This window comes from Francisella salimarina, assembly GCF_007923265.1.
GTDB classification, from domain to species: Bacteria; Pseudomonadota; Gammaproteobacteria; order Francisellales; family Francisellaceae; genus Francisella; species Francisella salimarina.
The window spans coordinates 1-15,255 of record NZ_VOJA01000003.1 but is presented as its reverse complement, the minus strand read 5'-3'; the positions used below and the strand labels follow the sequence as shown (position 1 = coordinate 15,255).

Sequence of the window (15,255 nt, the reverse complement as noted above, 5' to 3'; positions counted from 1 at the left end):
TATTTATCAATAAATTATATATCAACAAGACGTTCTATACTAGATAAGTAGATATTGGTATACAAAGAAATAGTTTCTTAGCTTTTTTGTCTTCTCAGATAAGCTATTGTTTCTAGCTCTTTTGAGAACACGAACTTATTTCTTTGTAAAAAATCCAATGTTTTAAGTATATCTTTAAATCCAGAAAGAACCCAAGCCTGAATATTATAGTCAAAGACAGTTTTTGCTTTTAAATATCTACTAACACCTGCTCGACACTCCTGTGTTAGAAAATCTGTAGCAGGGAATTTTATAACAATCACTCCCCTTTTGTCATAGACAGCTACTTTAGCATACGCACCAAGGCTTGATAACTGCTCCTTAACTCCTTTAAAGTCTTCCCAAGCCAGCATCATCTTTTCACTAGCTTCTTTCTCCATATATTTTATAGACTTAGAGTTGTAGCTCTGTTTCAAACTATATGACTCTTCTTTTAATTCATTGTATTTCTCTAGTAACTCTTTATAACGCCTGTCTAAAGTAAGATTTGCTATTTCTAAACTATCATTTTTATTAGATAGCTCTACTTGTTTTTGCTTTATTTTATTTATGCTTTTAGATATTTCTTTATCAATATACTGCTTTATATTGCTACGTAAAGCATAAGAGAGCTTATCTTCTTTAATATCTGACTCTTTGAGTGTGGATTTAATAGCTTCTAGTAACTCATCTTTAGCAACTGTATTTATTGTTAGTTCCTGCTCACAATCTCCAGTTGCAATAGCTTGCTTTCTATTGTCTTTGTATAAAGTAACCTTCTCAACCAAATCAATAATAGAAACACCCTCTCCAATAAGTTTTCTAACTTTATTGACTGTGATTTCTTCATTCTGCGAACGTAAAAGTTCACATTTCTGATTTACGAGTTTTTGAGTTACTTGTTTTGTCATTTTAAATACAACCTACACAATCTTAACTTATATTGAAATCTCATTTATTTACATGCACATCGCAGCAAGCGGTTATTAAGTCAATGTATCAACGGCTTCAATTGTTTGAATCAATTTACAATTGACAAGTTTTGAAGACATCATTGGCTTTTAGCTAAGTGCTAGCATTTTGCTTACTTTTTGTGCAATGCAAAAAGTAAGCCGCATTCACCATACCACTTGTAAAGGGGGTAGGTGGTGAAAAACTTTTTTAAAAATTCTTCTCTTCTTCTCTTAATGTTAAGACCTCACAACCGTCTTTCGTAACTAAGATTGTATGCTCCCACTGAGCTGAAAGAGATCTATCTTTTGTTACAGCTGTCCAACCATCTTTTAAAACAGATACAGCTCTTTTACCAACATTTATCATCGGTTCAATTGTGAAAATCATACCCTCTTCAAACTTAGCTCCTGTTCCAGCTTTACCATGATGCATAACATGTGGTGGCTCATGAAAGTTTGCGCCTATTCCATGACCGCAAAAAGCATCAACTATAGAGTATCCAAATTTCTTAGCATGTTTTTCTATTACTGCACCTATATCACCAAAATGATTACCCGGTTTTACTACTTCTATACCTTTCCAAAGACATTCATGAGTAACCTCAACTAATTTTTTAGCCATAACTGATGGTTCACCAATCATGAACATTTTACTAGTATCACCATGATAGCCATCCTTTTTTACAGTAACATCTATATTTAAGATATCGCCTTTCTTAAGTTTTTTATCAGCAGGTATTCCATGACAAACTACGTGATTTATAGATGTACAAATAGATTTTGGAAAACCATGATAATTCAATGGTGCTGGATAAGCATCTTGCTCCGTTACTATATAATCATGACACCTTTGATCTAGCTCTGCTGTTGTCACACCTTCTTTTACATAAGGAGTTATCATTTCTAAAACTTCTGCTGCTAATTTACCAGCTACTTTCATTTTCTCTATTTCTTCTGGACTTTTTATTATTATTTCACTCATGTAATACAACTACTTTTATCAAAAAATTTAGATATACATTATAAACTATCAACAAGTGAATATATAGATACAGCAAAAGGATGTTAAAAAATTGTTTAACGCATAAGAAATTTAAATTTCAATGACACCCAAGCTTTCAACAAGCTCCCAAAACATCTTTTTAACAGGCGAAGATAAAGCTTCTTTTCTCATTACCACTCCAACAGATATACTTGGCAGACCTTGAGTTTTTATTATATTTACAGATTTAGATAGATGACTGTGTCTTAATATCACCTCTGGCACAATAGAAGTTCCAATACCTGATGATACCAGTGACAAGATAGCCTCATTACCATCCACATCACCATATATTTCAGGTTTTAAATCTTGCTTTTTAAACCACTCATCTAAATTACTACCACCAATATAATGGGCTGGCTTTATAAAAGGTATATTTTCAATTGCTTGCTTTAAATTATTAACTTTCTTTACAGCAGGAGCGATCATTACCATTTTTGTAGTCAACACTTCTTTAACACAAAGATTACTAGGAATATCTTTTGACAAAATAGCTATAATTACATCTGTTGCATCCTCTTCAAGCTGGCTAGTACAGTTTTTTATTGAACCTGTAGTTAGCTGTATTTTTATGCCTGGATAATTAATATGCAATTTCTTAATGATATTTGGTAAAACCACATATGATGCTGTTACGGTACAAGATAGCCTAATATCGCCTATTACCTGACCTTTTTTAGGGTGTAATATACAGTTTAAATCTTCATATTTTTGTAGCATATCTTTAGCAAATTGATAATAAATCTTACCAGCATCTGTTAGTCTAATATTTCTATTGTCTCTCTCAAAAAGTACCACTTCCATTTCTTGTTCAATACGTTGGATAAGGCGGGTTAATGCTGACGGTGTTAAGAAACATTTCTCGCTTGCCTTACCAAAATGTAGAGTTTCAGCCAAAATTTTAAAGGCCTTTAATTCTTTTTTGTCAATCATATCTGTATTTTATTGCATTATCTGCAATAAATAGTTGCAAATTTTTCACTTTATTTCAAGCAAGTCTTTGTATAACTTTATAGTTAGACTAATAATAAAAAAGCTTAATACTGGAGAATAAAATGAAGATTCAAAGCAATATTTTTGAAGTTAAAGAATATAACTTAGGTGGACAAAATGAGACTATCGTTGCTGGTGGTCGTCATCTATTTGAAAAACTTCCTCAAGCATTTGAGGGAATTAAGCAGATTGGTGTAATCGGTTGGGGATCTCAAGGTCCAGCTCAAGCTCAGAATTTACGTGATTCTTTAGAGGGAACAGACATCAAAGTTAAGGTTGGCTTACGTGCTGGTTCAAGCTCAGAAAAACAAGCTGAAGCTGTAGGTTTCACTAAAGAAAATGGTACTTTAGGTGAAATGTTTGATGTTATTAAAGAGTCAGATATGGCTATTATCCTAATCTCTGATGCTGCTCAAGCTAAACTTTACGATAAGATTTTTGCAGCTGTTAAACCTGGAGCAACTCTAGGTTTCTCTCATGGTTTCTTAATTGGCTTTATTGAGAGCATTAACTACAAGGTTAGAGATGATATAAATATCGTTGCAATGTGTCCAAAGGGTATGGGGCCTTCCGTTCGTCGCTTATACGAGCAAGGTAAGACAGTAAATGGTGCCGGTATCAATAGCAGTATTGGTGTATATCAAGATGTTAACGGTAGAGCAACTGAACAGGCTCTAGCTTGGGCTATAGCTTGTGGTGCACCATTTGTATTCCCAACAACTATGGAAATGGAATATCGTTCTGATATCTTTGGTGAAAGAGGTGTTTTACTTGGTGGTGTACATGGCATCATCGAAGTGCTTTATCGCTACTTCACTGATAATGGTATGGACAAAGAAGAAGCTTTCAGACGTACTGCTGAAGCAATCACTGGACCTATTTCTAAGATTATCTCTACGCAAGGAATGAAAAAAGTGTACGAAAGCTTAGAATCTGCCGAAGACAAGCAAAAGTTTGAAAATGCTTACAATGCTGCTTACACTCCTCTATTTGATATCTTAATTGAGTGTTATGAAGATGTTGAAAGCGGTAATGAAATTCGCTCAGTTGTAATGGCTGGTGCTCGTCATGATCGTCTACCAATGGGCAAAATTGACAAAACTGAACTATGGAAAGTTGGTGAAAAGGTAAGAGCTGAACGTGACCAGCACACAACTCCTATTGATCCAATTACAGCAGGGGTATATATAGCTTGTATAATGGCTCAATCTGATGTTTTAGCTCAAAAAGGCCATGCATACTCTGAAATTGTCAATGAGTCTATCATTGAAGCAGTTGACTCACTAAACCCATACATGCACTTCAAAGGTGTTGCTCATATGGTTGATAACTGTTCAACTACAGCTAGACTTGGATCTCGTAAATGGGCACCTCGATTTGACTACAACTTGATGCAACAGACTATCCCATGCATCAACACTAAGGCAGGCGCAAATGCTCCTTTTGAAAAGTTCGCTGATCATCCAGTACACGAAGCTTTAGCTGTTTGTTCAACTTTACGTCCTTCTGTAGACATAAGTGTTGTAGAATAAATAATAACAGAAATTAATTCTTAAAAAATCTCATGCAAATCAAAGAAGCTCAACAAATTATAGATAGGCTTTTTAAAGATATTTCTCACCCAAGATTAGCTAGTTTTATTGCTCTTACAGAAGAAGTTGGAGAGCTAGCTAATGAAATAATGCAGAAAGAAATCTATGAAGAAACTTTAGATAATGAAAAAATCAAATCAGAATTAACTGATGTTTTGGTATGTGTTCTTGAAATTGCTAATCTATACGATATAAATCTTGAGGCAGAATTTGATAAAAAAATCAAAAATCTAGAACCTCGAGTAAACCAATGGTCAAGTGCAAAAGATCTTCTGCAAGCTAAAAGGTCTAAGCTAGACTAAATACTACTTCAGATGTACTTAGTGAGTTTTAAATATTTTATTCTAAATTGTATCTTTTAGCACTATTTTATAATACAATCTATACAGTAAGGAACAAGGGAATCTTTATGAGTAAGTTTCTCTGAGTATTTAATTTCAGTTTTTGCTTAATCTCTTAAATTGTCATTTCATAAATCCATACAATAATTAGCAGTAATGTGCTAGAACTAACTAAACAAATAACTAAAGAGAATAAAAATGGATAATAAATCACAAGGTACAGTAAAGTTTTTCAACGATCAAAAAGGATTTGGCTTCATCACTCCTGAGAATGGTGGTAAAGATGTATTTGTACATATTTCAAAACTTAATGGTGAAACACTTGCTGAAGGTCAACAAGTTACTTTTGAAACTCAAGAAGGTAGAAAAGGCCCTGAAGCTATAAATATTGAGGTACTATAATGCCAAGTATTAGAGTAGACGAGCGCAAACCATTTGACATAAGCCTAAGAAACTTCAAACGTGCTTGCGAAAAAGCTGGTATCAAGCAAGAGCTTAGAGATAGACAGCACTACGTAAAGCCAACTGAAAAAAGAAAGATAGCAAAACGTCAAGCTATCAAAAGAGCTAGAATAGCTCAAAGAAGAGCTTACATCTAATTATTTCTTAAATTTTCCCAATCTTTTTTATTTAATATAAAAACTAGTCTTTCACGAGAAGTATCATTCTCACAAAGTTTAGCTCCTAATTTGGACACAGCTTTTTGCGAACGAATGTTTTTATACCAAACATCAAAAAGTACATTTTCGACTGATTCAAAGGCATAGTCTAGCATTAGTTTTTTAACCTTTTTATTAAGCTCTGTACCCCAATATTCTTTAGCATAGAATGTATAACCTATTTTTATTGATTTTTTAATACAGTCATACTCATAGTATCTAGTAGAACCAACAAGTTCTTTATTATGAAAAATCAGATAACAATTTTGAGGATTTTTTAAACCATCATCAAAATACTTTTTAAACCCATCTACTTGACTACGTGATTTATCATTATGCTGAGCCCATATTTCAGGATCTTTAGCTATATTGTATAACCTATCAAAATCTCCTCTAGTCATTATTTCAAGTCTAATATTTTCAGATGACAAAGATTTATTAAAATCCATAATGAATACCTTTTATATAAAATAATTTAGGGAATGCTATCAGAATTTACAGCATCATTATTCTACAGTAACAGACTTAGCTAGGTTTCGAGGCTGATCTACATCTGTACCTTTAATTATAGCTACATGGTAAGATAAAAGCTGAAGTGGTATTGTAAATACTATTGGCGCACTAAAATCATGTCCACCATCTAATTCCAAAACAATACTATTATCAAAGCTAACTTTATCTTTTATTTCCTTATCTACGAAAAGAATTAGCTTTCCACCTCTAGCGTGAACTTCTTGAAGATTAGAAAGCGTTTTGTCTAATAAATCATCATTAGGTACCATAGCAACTATTGGCATATTTTTATCTACTAATGCTAGTGGTCCATGTTTTAACTCACCTGAAGGATAAGCTTCAGCATGAATATAAGATATTTCTTTGAGTTTTAAAGCGCCCTCTACTGCTATTGGGTAATACAATCCTCTTCCTAAAAATATTGTATGCTCTTTATCAGAGAAGTACTCACTTATCTCGTCTATTTCAGGGTCTAATTTCAATGCACCCATAACTAATGCGCGGATATTATTAAGTTCTTTAGTATATTTTACAATCTCACCATTTGATAAACTTTCCTTCAATTTAGACATTACAAGTGTAAATATTGCTAATGCTACTAACTGTGTTGTAAACGCCTTTGTTGATGCGACACCAATCTCAACACCTGCTTTTGTCATAAAAGCAATATCAGACTCTCGTACTAAAGAGCTATTTGGTACATTACAAATACACATACTACCAATATAGTTCTGCTTTTTACTTTTTCTTAGAGATTCTAAAGTATCCGCAGTTTCTCCAGATTGTGAGATACTAACAAATAATGAACCATCGACGACAATATTATCTCTGTATCTAATCTCACTAGCTATCTCAACACTACATGGAATTTTTGCATACTTTTCTATCCAGTATTTAGCAGTCATACCAGCATTATAACTAGTACCACATGCAACTATACTTATATGTTTAGTTTTCTCAAATAGCTCTTGAGCTTTTCTATCAAAATTATCTAAACTAATTTCACCATCATTTAATGATGCCATGATAGTATTTGATATAGCTTCTGGTTGCTCATATATCTCTTTAAGCATATAGTGCTTATAACCATCTTTAGTAGCACTTAAAGATGAGTAGTTATATTCTTCAACTTCTAAATTTTTAGGTATTCCTTTACTATCAAAGACTTCAACATCCTGTTTAGATATAATAGCTATATCGCCCTCATCAAGATAAGAGAATCTATTAGTAACTGGCAATAACGATAATGTATCAGATGAAATAAAATTCTCATCAATACCCACTCCTATAACTAGAGGAGAGCCTGAGCGAACGGCAACGATCTTATCAGAAAACTTCTGTGAAATTATTGCTAGGGCATATGCTCCTTTTAAAAGCTTGGTTATAATCTTGATATTCTCAATAATAGATTTAGAATCATCCCATTCTCTATCTAATAGATGAGCCACAACTTCAGTATCAGTGTCTGATTTAAAATGATAGCCCTCTTTAATTAATGATCTTTTTAATTCAGCAAAATTCTCAATTACACCATTATGTACTATGCAAAATTTCTCCGAAGCATGCGGATGAGAATTTTCTTTTGAAGGTTTACCATGAGTTGCCCACCTAGTATGGGCAATACCTATATTACCTTTGAAATCTGATAAGTCATTAACAGCATTTTCTAACTCAACAACCTTACCCACTTCTTTACACATATCTATTTGATTATAATCATTAACTACTGCTAAACCAGCAGAATCATAACCACGATATTCAAGTTTTTTCAGCCCCTCAATCAAAATATTTGTAACATTTCTTGTAGAATTGGCACCTACTATCCCACACATAACATTATATACCTTAGTTTTTACTTATCGTCTTTTTTGACAGGTCTCTGCCAAGTATCAATATGACGCTGTCTTGCTCTTGAGATAGCAAGATTATCAGCTGGAACATCTTTTGCAATAGTTGATCCAGCACCAATAGTTGCACCAGGACCAATATTAACTGGAGCAATTAACTGTGAATCAGATCCGATAAACGCATAATCTCCTACTGTTGTTTTATGCTTATTAACTCCATCATAATTACAAGTTATTACACCTGCTCCAATATTACAATTAGCTCCGATTTCACTATCACCTAAATATGTCAAATGTGATGCTTTTGATCCCTTTCCTAAAATAGTTTTTTTTGTTTCAACAAAGTTTCCAATAACAGCACCTTCCTTGACATCACATTCCGGTCTAACTCTAGCGAAAGGTCCAACAATAGCTCCTTCACGAATAATGGATCCATCAACCATACTATTAGCCTTTATTTTGACATTATTCTCTATAGTACAGTTTTTTAGAATACAGTTCGCTCCAACTACTACATTATTGCCAAGCTTCACTTGCCCTTTAATGATTACATTAACATCTAACCAACAATCTTTGCCAACCTCAAGTTTACCGCGCACATCTATTCTATTAGGATCCGCAACACTAACACCTTTTGACATAATTACTTCAGCAATATGCTTCTGCCACTGTCTTTCAAGTTGCGCGAGTTGAACTCTATCATTAACACCTTGTATTTCAAATTCTTCAACAGGGTGAGTTACCGTTATAGAGATGTTATCCTCTCTTGCCATTGCTACTATATCTGTAAGATAATACTCACCTTGTGCATTAGTATTACCTAGATTAGGCAGCCATTTTTCCAAGTGATCTCTAGATACACAATATATACCTGTATTTATCTCTTTGATCTGGCGCTGTCCATCTGTAGCATCCTTCTCTTCGACTATATGGCTTACTGCACCAAACTTGTCTCTTACAATACGTCCAAGACCTGTTGGATTGTTTACAACAGCGGTAAGAACAGCTAGATCATTACTTGCTGATTTAATCAAATTAGCCAAGACTTCTGTAGATATTAAAGGCACATCACCATATAGAATTAAGACTTTATCCTCTTTAATCTGAGGTAAGGCCTGTAGTACTGCATGCCCTGTTCCTAACTGTTCTTTTTGCTCTACAAAGGTAACACCTTTATCTGTAAGTTCTTCTTCAACCATCTCTTTTAGATGACCTGTAACAACAATTATATTACTGGGCTTTAAAGGTTCAACTCTATTTATCACATGCCTAATTAAGGTTTCTCCTGCTAAAGTTTGTAAAACTTTTGGCTTATTAGAGTTCATTCTTGAACCCTTTCCTGCGGCTAAAATAACAACTGATAAACTCATAACAAAAAACTCCTTATATCCCTATACACCACACTCTTCTAGCAGAACTGTGATAATTTGATAATGATCTTCTAGCATTCTATCATACATACTATTTATAATTGAATCTATAGAAACCCACTGAACTTTATTAGCATCGTCTGCGGCATTTATTATTGGTAAACTCGGCCATTCTTCCAATATAAAAACACCAACATGACTAATAGTTCGACTTCTAACAGAACGATCAGGATAGTCAAAGACTTTTTCACACCTTTTTGCTAAAGATAATTGCTCAATACTTAAATCTATATTTGTTTCTTCAAACAACTCTCTTACTATCGCTTGAGATATAGTCTCTTCACACTCCAAGAATCCACCTGGTAACGCCCACAACCCCTTACCAGGGAAACCTTTCCTTTGGACTAGAAGAATATGATTATTTACTATAACTAGAGCATCCACTGTAACTAAGTTTGGTTTATAAGGCGCATTTCTCCATGAATACTTATAGTCGACAACATAATTATTTTCAGCAACCAGATCTTGATATGTTACGCTTTGCATAAAAGCATTTAATAATTTAAATGCTCCCTGATTTAGTGTTCGACTACACATATACTCATCAAGAATTTCGCCTTTATAAAAATATTTTCTAAACTCTGTGGCATTATAATTTTTATAATTATCTACTGGTATATATCCCCACTCTGGAAAACTCTTAATATAATAGCTAGAGTCATCCTTAATATGTCCAACAATAGCTATAGTTTCATCTATCCTAGCGTACTTATAGACATTTTGACGTAAAGACTCTTCCCATTTTTGCTCTTGATAAAAATAATCTGCTAGTGGTTCAATTTCAACTAAACTTAAATCAACGCCCGCTACCTTTAAGTCCTCAATAATCATCTGCCTTCTAAATTCAAATGAAAATGGATTTTTTATATTTGGAGCATTAAATGAACTTCCTACGTTTATAATAACTTTCTTACTATTTTCCAAAGCTACTAATATGTTATACAGATGCCCCCTATGAAAAGGCTGAAATCTTCCGATAAAAACTGAAATATCATACATATTCTATCACCTATGTATTTAACTCTTGTGCTTGTGCTTGACTATCGTAGACACTATTGTCGGATGGCGCAGTAATTTTAGTATAATCTTTCATCTGATTTTGAATCTGGTCTGTCTCATCTTGCTGTATAGATTTATCAATAGTCCTATCATATGAACCAAAACCGAACTTGCTCTTCTTAGCAGAACCTAACAATCCTCCTAAACTTGACTGCCCTTTACTCGCATTAGCTTCAGATGCCGCCATATCCAACTCCGCTTTTTTAGCAATTTCTAGATTATTATCGCTTTTTAATTCGGTATTATTTAATTCTTTACGAATATCACTTAGTAATCGAACACCTTCTGAAATATGATCAGGTGCTTGAGACTGACCATCTCCAGTAAAGACAGCATTTATCTTAACCAAACTAGAGAGCTCATCAATTTTACGTGCCTTAATAACAAATATTCTATCTTTTTGAGCATCTTTAACTGTAATCAAATGTCCCGATAACACTTCATCTTTCTCAGATGTTATGGTATAACTATTAGGATGATCTTTGAAATAGTCATCTAGTAAATTTATGGTTATAGATAGTGGCTCTCTAAATACAAGTTTCAAAGATCCAGAATCATCATAAACAACACTTATGGAAACTTTTGATATTTGATCACTTATTATTTTAGCCATATCAAACTTGACTGTATAATTTGGAGGTAACATCTGCTGATATGCTTTAGGAACTTGTGACCTAGCGTACTTATCATCACCATCAGGAAGCTTTAAAGCTGGTTTGATTTTTTCACCATTTAAACCTGTAGGAATTATCAAAGAAGGCTCTTCTTTAACCTGAACTTTAGCATACTCATACTTCCTATTTCTAAATATATCCCAGCTAAAGCTCTCATTAGAAAGACTTTCAGCAGTGAAATCATTATCTACATCATTAGTTGCACAGTTTTGTAACAATAAACCAAGACTCACTAAAATGAAAATTTGGAAACTTTTTTTCATCTACAAATATATAGTAACTAGCTAATTAAATTAACTAAACATTATAACACAGTGCTATACTAATAATAATAAAAGCTTCAAGAGTAAAAGATCAATGAAAGATAAACTTTTTATATTTCTGCAATACATAATCCCTCATTCTTTAACATCGAGACTAGTTAGTAGATTAGCAGAATCAAAAAATAGACATCTAAAAAATTATCTAATAAATTTAGCCATAAAAAAATTTAAAATCAATATAGATGAGGCTAAAGAAATTGATATAAACAAATATTCTTCTTTTAACAACTTCTTCATAAGAGAATTAAAAGATGGATTAAGACCTATATCTTCAGATAAAAAAGTTATCTCCTCTCCTGCAGATGGCGTTCTAAGTGAGTTTGGAAATATTACTAATGGCAGTTTAATTCAAGCTAAGGGAAAAACTTTTACACTAAAGGCACTAATAGCTGATAGTTCAACAACCAATTTCACAAAATTTGCAACTATATACCTATCTCCCAAAGATTATCATAGAGTCCATATGCCTATCGATGGCAAGCTAACAAAAATGGTTTATATACCTGGCAAGCTTTTTTCTGTAAACCAAACCACTGCAAAAAATGTTGATAATTTATTTGCAAAAAATGAGAGATTAGTTTGTTACTTCAATACAGAAATTGGTGAAGTTGCAGTGATTTTTGTAGGTGCTTTACTTGTTGCCGGTATCGAAACAGTTTGGCACGGCAAAGTAGCCCCAAGCTACTATAGAGATGTACAAACTTGGAATTACAACAGTGACAACTTTAATATAGAATTCAAAAAAGGAGATACACTTGGCTGGTTTAACTTTGGCTCAACAGTTATCATCTTAACTCCTAATGACAATATAACATTTTGCCAAAGCGAAAATAATACAGAAATTTCAGTTAATCAGGATTTAGCTTTGATTGCCGAATAGAGATTCATATTTATCCAACAACGACTAAAGATATTAGCCTTATTAATGTTATTTGACTTACACTCATTCACATAAGCAATCTCTTTGCTTTGACCAAAACGATCTTCATCAAATCTAAACCTAGCTGGCAACTTAATATCAAATCTCTTCGCCCACTTTCTAATAGTTACGTGCTTAAATCCCAGAACCTTTTCAGCTTCCTGATAACTTAAACCTTCTCTTTGACATTTTAACAAAACTTCTTTTGCTGAACAGTTGAATCTATTTTTTACAATTTGTTCAAAATTTCCCGAATATTGATTTGCCATATAACGAGTCTCCTATAAATAAAATGAAACACAAATCGACCCCCACAGATAGGATATTACCTACTTTATTATCTGCAACAAGCCTTTTATACAGCAAATTTAGAAGTTTAATTTTATTGATAAAATCTTATAATTTATAGGACACACCTTTTTAAAGAAATCTTAAGAAAATACTGCCAAAAAATATTTAAGTATCAGCATTTTATTCCTCCAAGATTCTAACCTAACGGAATAAACCCTAGTAAATATGTATTTTGTGCACAGGCATTTCTGTCCATATACTTATTACCATTTGCATCTAATTTAGTTGGACACTCATGCTTGACAACACAAGACATCAAAATCATTGAAAGTATTGTTATAACTGCTACTCTAAGAATATTTTTTCTCATAATAGTCTCCTCATTTTATTGTTGAGATTGTTTATCTGCTGGTACAGGCTCATATGTAGAGACACATGAAGCTAGTACACAAGATACCAAAATTACAGTTATTATTTTTTTCATAGAAACACTCCTTATAAATTTAATAAAATCTAATTAAACTCAATATTAATTAGGCTACACTTAAATTTATACCACACTAAATATTAAATATTAAGTATTTATATGCACCATTCTAGATTTTTTTATTAATTTAATTATTTAGCTTTATATTTATACGTCTAGTAACTATAATTGCAAAATTAAAATTTCTAAAACATGTCGTATGGATCTTAACCATATTTTAATAACATCTCTAATGGCTATAATCCCATTAGTATTTGCAATAACAATACATGAAGCTGCGCATGGTTATATTGCAAAATATAGAGGTGATAATACTGCATATAAATTGGGAAGAGTTAGTTTAAACCCAGTCTCTCATATAGATTTAATTGGAACTATCATAGTACCAGGGTTAATGCTGATAGGATCTTTAGCTTCCGGATTTCCTTTTATTTTTGGTTGGGCTAAACCAGTCCCAATAAATTATAGCAACTTAAAAAATCCTAGACTTGATATTGCTCTTGTAGCCATTGCTGGCCCTCTAGCGAATTTTTTAATGGCAATAATATGGGCAATAATAGCAAAATATATAACTTCATATCCCTATATACAAGGAATGGCTTTTTACGGCGTAATGATTAATATTGTGCTTATGATCCTAAATCTTCTACCAATCCCTCCTCTTGATGGTAGTAAAATAGTAGCTTCTTTTTTACCTAAAGCCATAGCATATAAGTATAGTAATTTACAAAAATATGGCTTTTATATTTTATTTGCTTTAGTTTTAATCCCATTTAACGGATCTAATTTATTGTTTACTATCATGAAGCCTTTTATTAATATAATAATCAACATTATTCAATTAATCATATTCTAATTAAATACAAAAATATATTTATTAATTAATATTGATCAAAATTTGGTTTAAATATACTAGTTTAGTAAAATATCTATAAAGAATAAAAACTAGTTAGTAATCATGCTTAACAATAATCTTTTAAAATTATTTTTTTTACTACTTATATCTTTAGCTTATTATAAAAATATGTTCGGATATGGCAGTACTCCTCCACAAGAACCTACAATTGTAAAGACTTCTGCATTCATTACTGATATACAAAGCTTAGATGAAGTTAATGAGCAATTACAAATTGATGTTATTTTCAAATTCAGATGGAATGATCCAAGATTAAAGTTTAATGCAAATGAAGAAAAAACTCCTTACATTTTATATCAAGGAGACTTTCAATATGATGAAATTTTTGAAGGGTGGAAACCTCAAATATCAATAATAAATGAAGTTGGGTCTCCTCAAATAAAAGCAAGACAAATAAAAATTTATCCTGATGGAAATGTTGTATATACAGAACAACGAACACTACATCTTGAAACACCTATGCAACTTGAGAAATTCCCATTTGATAAGCAGACCTTAAAAGCATACATAATTCCGTTTGGATACGACTCTAACGAAGTAAAATTGGTAGTAGAACCAAATCATAGGATTACTGTTAAAGATTACGTTAAAGACCATCCAAATGTAAATATAGCAGAATGGCACCTTACTAACTTTAATTTAGTAAATACAAATCCTACAAAATACTATTATGGAAAGTCAGAGAAAGTGTCAATGCTGGAGTTTAGTATTTCATTGGAAAGAAAGCCTACTAATATTCTCTTAAAAGTATTAATCCCATTGACACTATTAGTATTAGCAATGTGGGCCGTATTCTGGATGGACACTAAAGCATTATCAGACAGGTTAAATATAGCATTTATAGGGATTTTATCCGTTATCGCATACCAGTTTTTGATTGAGGGGGAAATGCCAGATATTGACTATCTAACCTTCACAGACGGCTTCTTATTACTATCCTTTACTATTCTATTTTCAACAGTCCTAGAAAGTCTAATTGTATACTGGCTGATAAAACTAGATAAACAAAGCTTTGCTAAGAGACTAGATATATTCTCTAGATTTGCATTTCCAATTACTTACATTCTATTTATATTTTCATTATACTTAATATATCTTCACTAATACTAATTAGCTCTTGAATATTTTTTTGGCAAGCAAAGAATAAAATTATACGTAGCAAAAGCTATTAATGTACCTATTATTGATATCATATTCT

Annotated in this window: 17 protein-coding genes; 7 read left to right on the top strand and 10 right to left on the bottom strand. The window is 32.4% G+C overall.

Annotated elements, in window-relative coordinates; all coding sequences use genetic code 11:
* Positions 1–77 precede the first annotated feature (77 nt).
* The 3 genes from FQ699_RS02525 to ilvY all read right to left on the bottom strand — a co-directional run bounded on the left by FQ699_RS02525 (position 78) and on the right by ilvY (position 2,946).
* On the bottom strand, positions 78–929 hold the full coding sequence (locus FQ699_RS02525; RefSeq protein WP_146420990.1) for a hypothetical protein: 852 nt from the start codon (positions 927–929) through the stop codon (positions 78–80).
* A 250-nt stretch (positions 930–1,179) separates the two neighbouring features.
* The gene (gene map / locus FQ699_RS02520) at positions 1,180–1,953 is read right to left on the bottom strand and encodes a type I methionyl aminopeptidase (protein WP_146420989.1); all 774 of its coding nucleotides are present in this window, start codon (positions 1,951–1,953) and stop codon (positions 1,180–1,182) included.
* Positions 1,954–2,064: 111 nt separating this feature from the next.
* Complete coding sequence (gene ilvY, locus FQ699_RS02515) at positions 2,065–2,946, bottom strand: HTH-type transcriptional activator IlvY (protein WP_146420988.1); 882 nt, start codon at positions 2,944–2,946, stop codon at positions 2,065–2,067.
* 122 nt (positions 2,947–3,068) lie between these two features.
* Here ilvY and FQ699_RS02510 point away from each other — a divergent pair, with 122 nt between their 5' ends.
* From FQ699_RS02510 to rpsU, 4 genes are all read left to right on the top strand, one after another.
* Positions 3,069–4,538 (top strand): ketol-acid reductoisomerase, encoded by a 1,470-nt coding sequence (locus tag FQ699_RS02510; RefSeq protein WP_146420987.1) that lies wholly within the window; start codon positions 3,069–3,071, stop codon positions 4,536–4,538.
* Between the two features lie 32 nt (positions 4,539–4,570).
* Entirely contained in the window at positions 4,571–4,900 is a 330-nt protein-coding gene (locus FQ699_RS02505; protein ID WP_146420986.1) for a MazG nucleotide pyrophosphohydrolase domain-containing protein, read from the top strand.
* A gap of 237 nt (positions 4,901–5,137) precedes the next feature.
* Positions 5,138–5,341: a cold-shock protein gene (locus FQ699_RS02500; RefSeq protein WP_004286368.1), complete on the top strand. Its 204-nt coding sequence runs from the start codon at positions 5,138–5,140 to the stop codon at positions 5,339–5,341.
* Positions 5,341–5,538, top strand: coding sequence for a 30S ribosomal protein S21 (gene rpsU / locus FQ699_RS02495; RefSeq protein ID WP_013923610.1), 198 nt, complete (start codon positions 5,341–5,343; stop codon positions 5,536–5,538). Before FQ699_RS02500 ends, rpsU begins: the two co-directional genes overlap by 1 nt.
* Here the strand turns inward: rpsU and FQ699_RS02490 are convergent.
* From FQ699_RS02490 to FQ699_RS02470, 5 genes are read right to left on the bottom strand one after another with little or no spacing between them, the layout of a single operon-like run.
* Positions 5,535–6,047: a GNAT family N-acetyltransferase gene (locus FQ699_RS02490; protein WP_146420985.1), complete on the bottom strand. Its 513-nt coding sequence runs from the start codon at positions 6,045–6,047 to the stop codon at positions 5,535–5,537. The genes rpsU and FQ699_RS02490 overlap by 4 nt on opposite strands.
* 57 nt (positions 6,048–6,104) lie before the next feature.
* Positions 6,105–7,943: a glutamine--fructose-6-phosphate transaminase (isomerizing) gene (glmS, locus tag FQ699_RS02485; RefSeq protein ID WP_146420984.1), complete on the bottom strand. Its 1,839-nt coding sequence runs from the start codon at positions 7,941–7,943 to the stop codon at positions 6,105–6,107.
* A 20-nt stretch (positions 7,944–7,963) separates the two neighbouring features.
* Positions 7,964–9,328: a bifunctional UDP-N-acetylglucosamine diphosphorylase/glucosamine-1-phosphate N-acetyltransferase GlmU gene (glmU, locus tag FQ699_RS02480; protein WP_146420983.1), complete on the bottom strand. Its 1,365-nt coding sequence runs from the start codon at positions 9,326–9,328 to the stop codon at positions 7,964–7,966.
* 21 nt (positions 9,329–9,349) lie between these two features.
* The gene (locus tag FQ699_RS02475; protein ID WP_146420982.1) at positions 9,350–10,387 is read right to left on the bottom strand and encodes a bifunctional nicotinamide-nucleotide adenylyltransferase/Nudix hydroxylase; all 1,038 of its coding nucleotides are present in this window, start codon (positions 10,385–10,387) and stop codon (positions 9,350–9,352) included.
* A gap of 10 nt (positions 10,388–10,397) precedes the next feature.
* Positions 10,398–11,384, bottom strand: a complete 987-nt coding sequence (locus FQ699_RS02470; protein WP_146420981.1) for a hypothetical protein — start codon at positions 11,382–11,384, stop codon at positions 10,398–10,400.
* 94 nt (positions 11,385–11,478) lie between these two features.
* Between FQ699_RS02470 and asd the strand changes: the two genes are divergently transcribed.
* Positions 11,479–12,324, top strand: coding sequence for an archaetidylserine decarboxylase (asd, locus tag FQ699_RS02465; RefSeq protein WP_146420980.1), 846 nt, complete (start codon positions 11,479–11,481; stop codon positions 12,322–12,324).
* On the opposite strand, the gene fevR is transcribed toward asd, so the two are convergent.
* On the bottom strand, positions 12,297–12,632 hold the full coding sequence (gene fevR, locus FQ699_RS02460) for a transcriptional regulator FevR (RefSeq protein WP_013923617.1): 336 nt from the start codon (positions 12,630–12,632) through the stop codon (positions 12,297–12,299). The genes asd and fevR overlap by 28 nt on opposite strands.
* A 218-nt stretch (positions 12,633–12,850) precedes the next feature.
* Positions 12,851–13,024 carry a hypothetical protein gene (locus FQ699_RS09670; protein ID WP_179951654.1) on the bottom strand — a complete coding sequence of 58 codons (174 nt, stop codon included), beginning with the start codon at positions 13,022–13,024 and terminating at the stop codon, positions 12,851–12,853.
* A 316-nt stretch (positions 13,025–13,340) separates the two neighbouring features.
* On the opposite strand from FQ699_RS09670, the gene FQ699_RS02450 reads away from it, so the two are divergent.
* Complete coding sequence (locus FQ699_RS02450) at positions 13,341–13,997, top strand: site-2 protease family protein (protein WP_146420978.1); 657 nt, start codon at positions 13,341–13,343, stop codon at positions 13,995–13,997.
* 168 nt (positions 13,998–14,165) lie between these two features.
* Positions 14,166–15,161, top strand: coding sequence for a ligand-gated ion channel (locus FQ699_RS02445; RefSeq protein ID WP_369852837.1), 996 nt, complete (start codon positions 14,166–14,168; stop codon positions 15,159–15,161).
* The last annotated feature ends 94 nt before the right edge of the window (positions 15,162–15,255 follow it).

Bases quoted from the DNA above. Each gene is read 5' to 3' on its own strand.
- FQ699_RS02490 (WP_146420985.1), bottom strand. From the start codon at position 6,047: ATGGATTTTAATAAATCTTTGTCATCTGAAAATATTAGACTTGAAATA.
- rpsU (WP_013923610.1), top strand. From the start codon at position 5,341: ATGCCAAGTATTAGAGTAGACGAGCGCAAACCATTTGACATAAGCCTA.
- glmU (WP_146420983.1), bottom strand. From the start codon at position 9,328: ATGAGTTTATCAGTTGTTATTTTAGCCGCAGGAAAGGGTTCAAGAATG.
- glmS (WP_146420984.1), bottom strand. From the start codon at position 7,943: ATGTGTGGGATAGTAGGTGCCAATTCTACAAGAAATGTTACAAATATT.
- ilvY (WP_146420988.1), bottom strand. From the start codon at position 2,946: ATGATTGACAAAAAAGAATTAAAGGCCTTTAAAATTTTGGCTGAAACT.
- FQ699_RS02470 (WP_146420981.1), bottom strand. From the start codon at position 11,384: ATGAAAAAAAGTTTCCAAATTTTCATTTTAGTGAGTCTTGGTTTATTG.
- FQ699_RS02450 (WP_146420978.1), top strand. From the start codon at position 13,341: ATGGATCTTAACCATATTTTAATAACATCTCTAATGGCTATAATCCCA.
- FQ699_RS02445 (WP_369852837.1), top strand. From the start codon at position 14,166: ATGTTCGGATATGGCAGTACTCCTCCACAAGAACCTACAATTGTAAAG.
- asd (WP_146420980.1), top strand. From the start codon at position 11,479: ATGAAAGATAAACTTTTTATATTTCTGCAATACATAATCCCTCATTCT.
- FQ699_RS02510 (WP_146420987.1), top strand. From the start codon at position 3,069: ATGAAGATTCAAAGCAATATTTTTGAAGTTAAAGAATATAACTTAGGT.
- FQ699_RS02525 (WP_146420990.1), bottom strand. From the start codon at position 929: ATGACAAAACAAGTAACTCAAAAACTCGTAAATCAGAAATGTGAACTT.
- fevR (WP_013923617.1), bottom strand. From the start codon at position 12,632: ATGGCAAATCAATATTCGGGAAATTTTGAACAAATTGTAAAAAATAGA.
- FQ699_RS02505 (WP_146420986.1), top strand. From the start codon at position 4,571: ATGCAAATCAAAGAAGCTCAACAAATTATAGATAGGCTTTTTAAAGAT.
- FQ699_RS02475 (WP_146420982.1), bottom strand. From the start codon at position 10,387: ATGTATGATATTTCAGTTTTTATCGGAAGATTTCAGCCTTTTCATAGG.
- FQ699_RS09670 (WP_179951654.1), bottom strand. From the start codon at position 13,024: ATGAGAAAAAATATTCTTAGAGTAGCAGTTATAACAATACTTTCAATG.
- FQ699_RS02500 (WP_004286368.1), top strand. From the start codon at position 5,138: ATGGATAATAAATCACAAGGTACAGTAAAGTTTTTCAACGATCAAAAA.
- map (WP_146420989.1), bottom strand. From the start codon at position 1,953: ATGAGTGAAATAATAATAAAAAGTCCAGAAGAAATAGAGAAAATGAAA.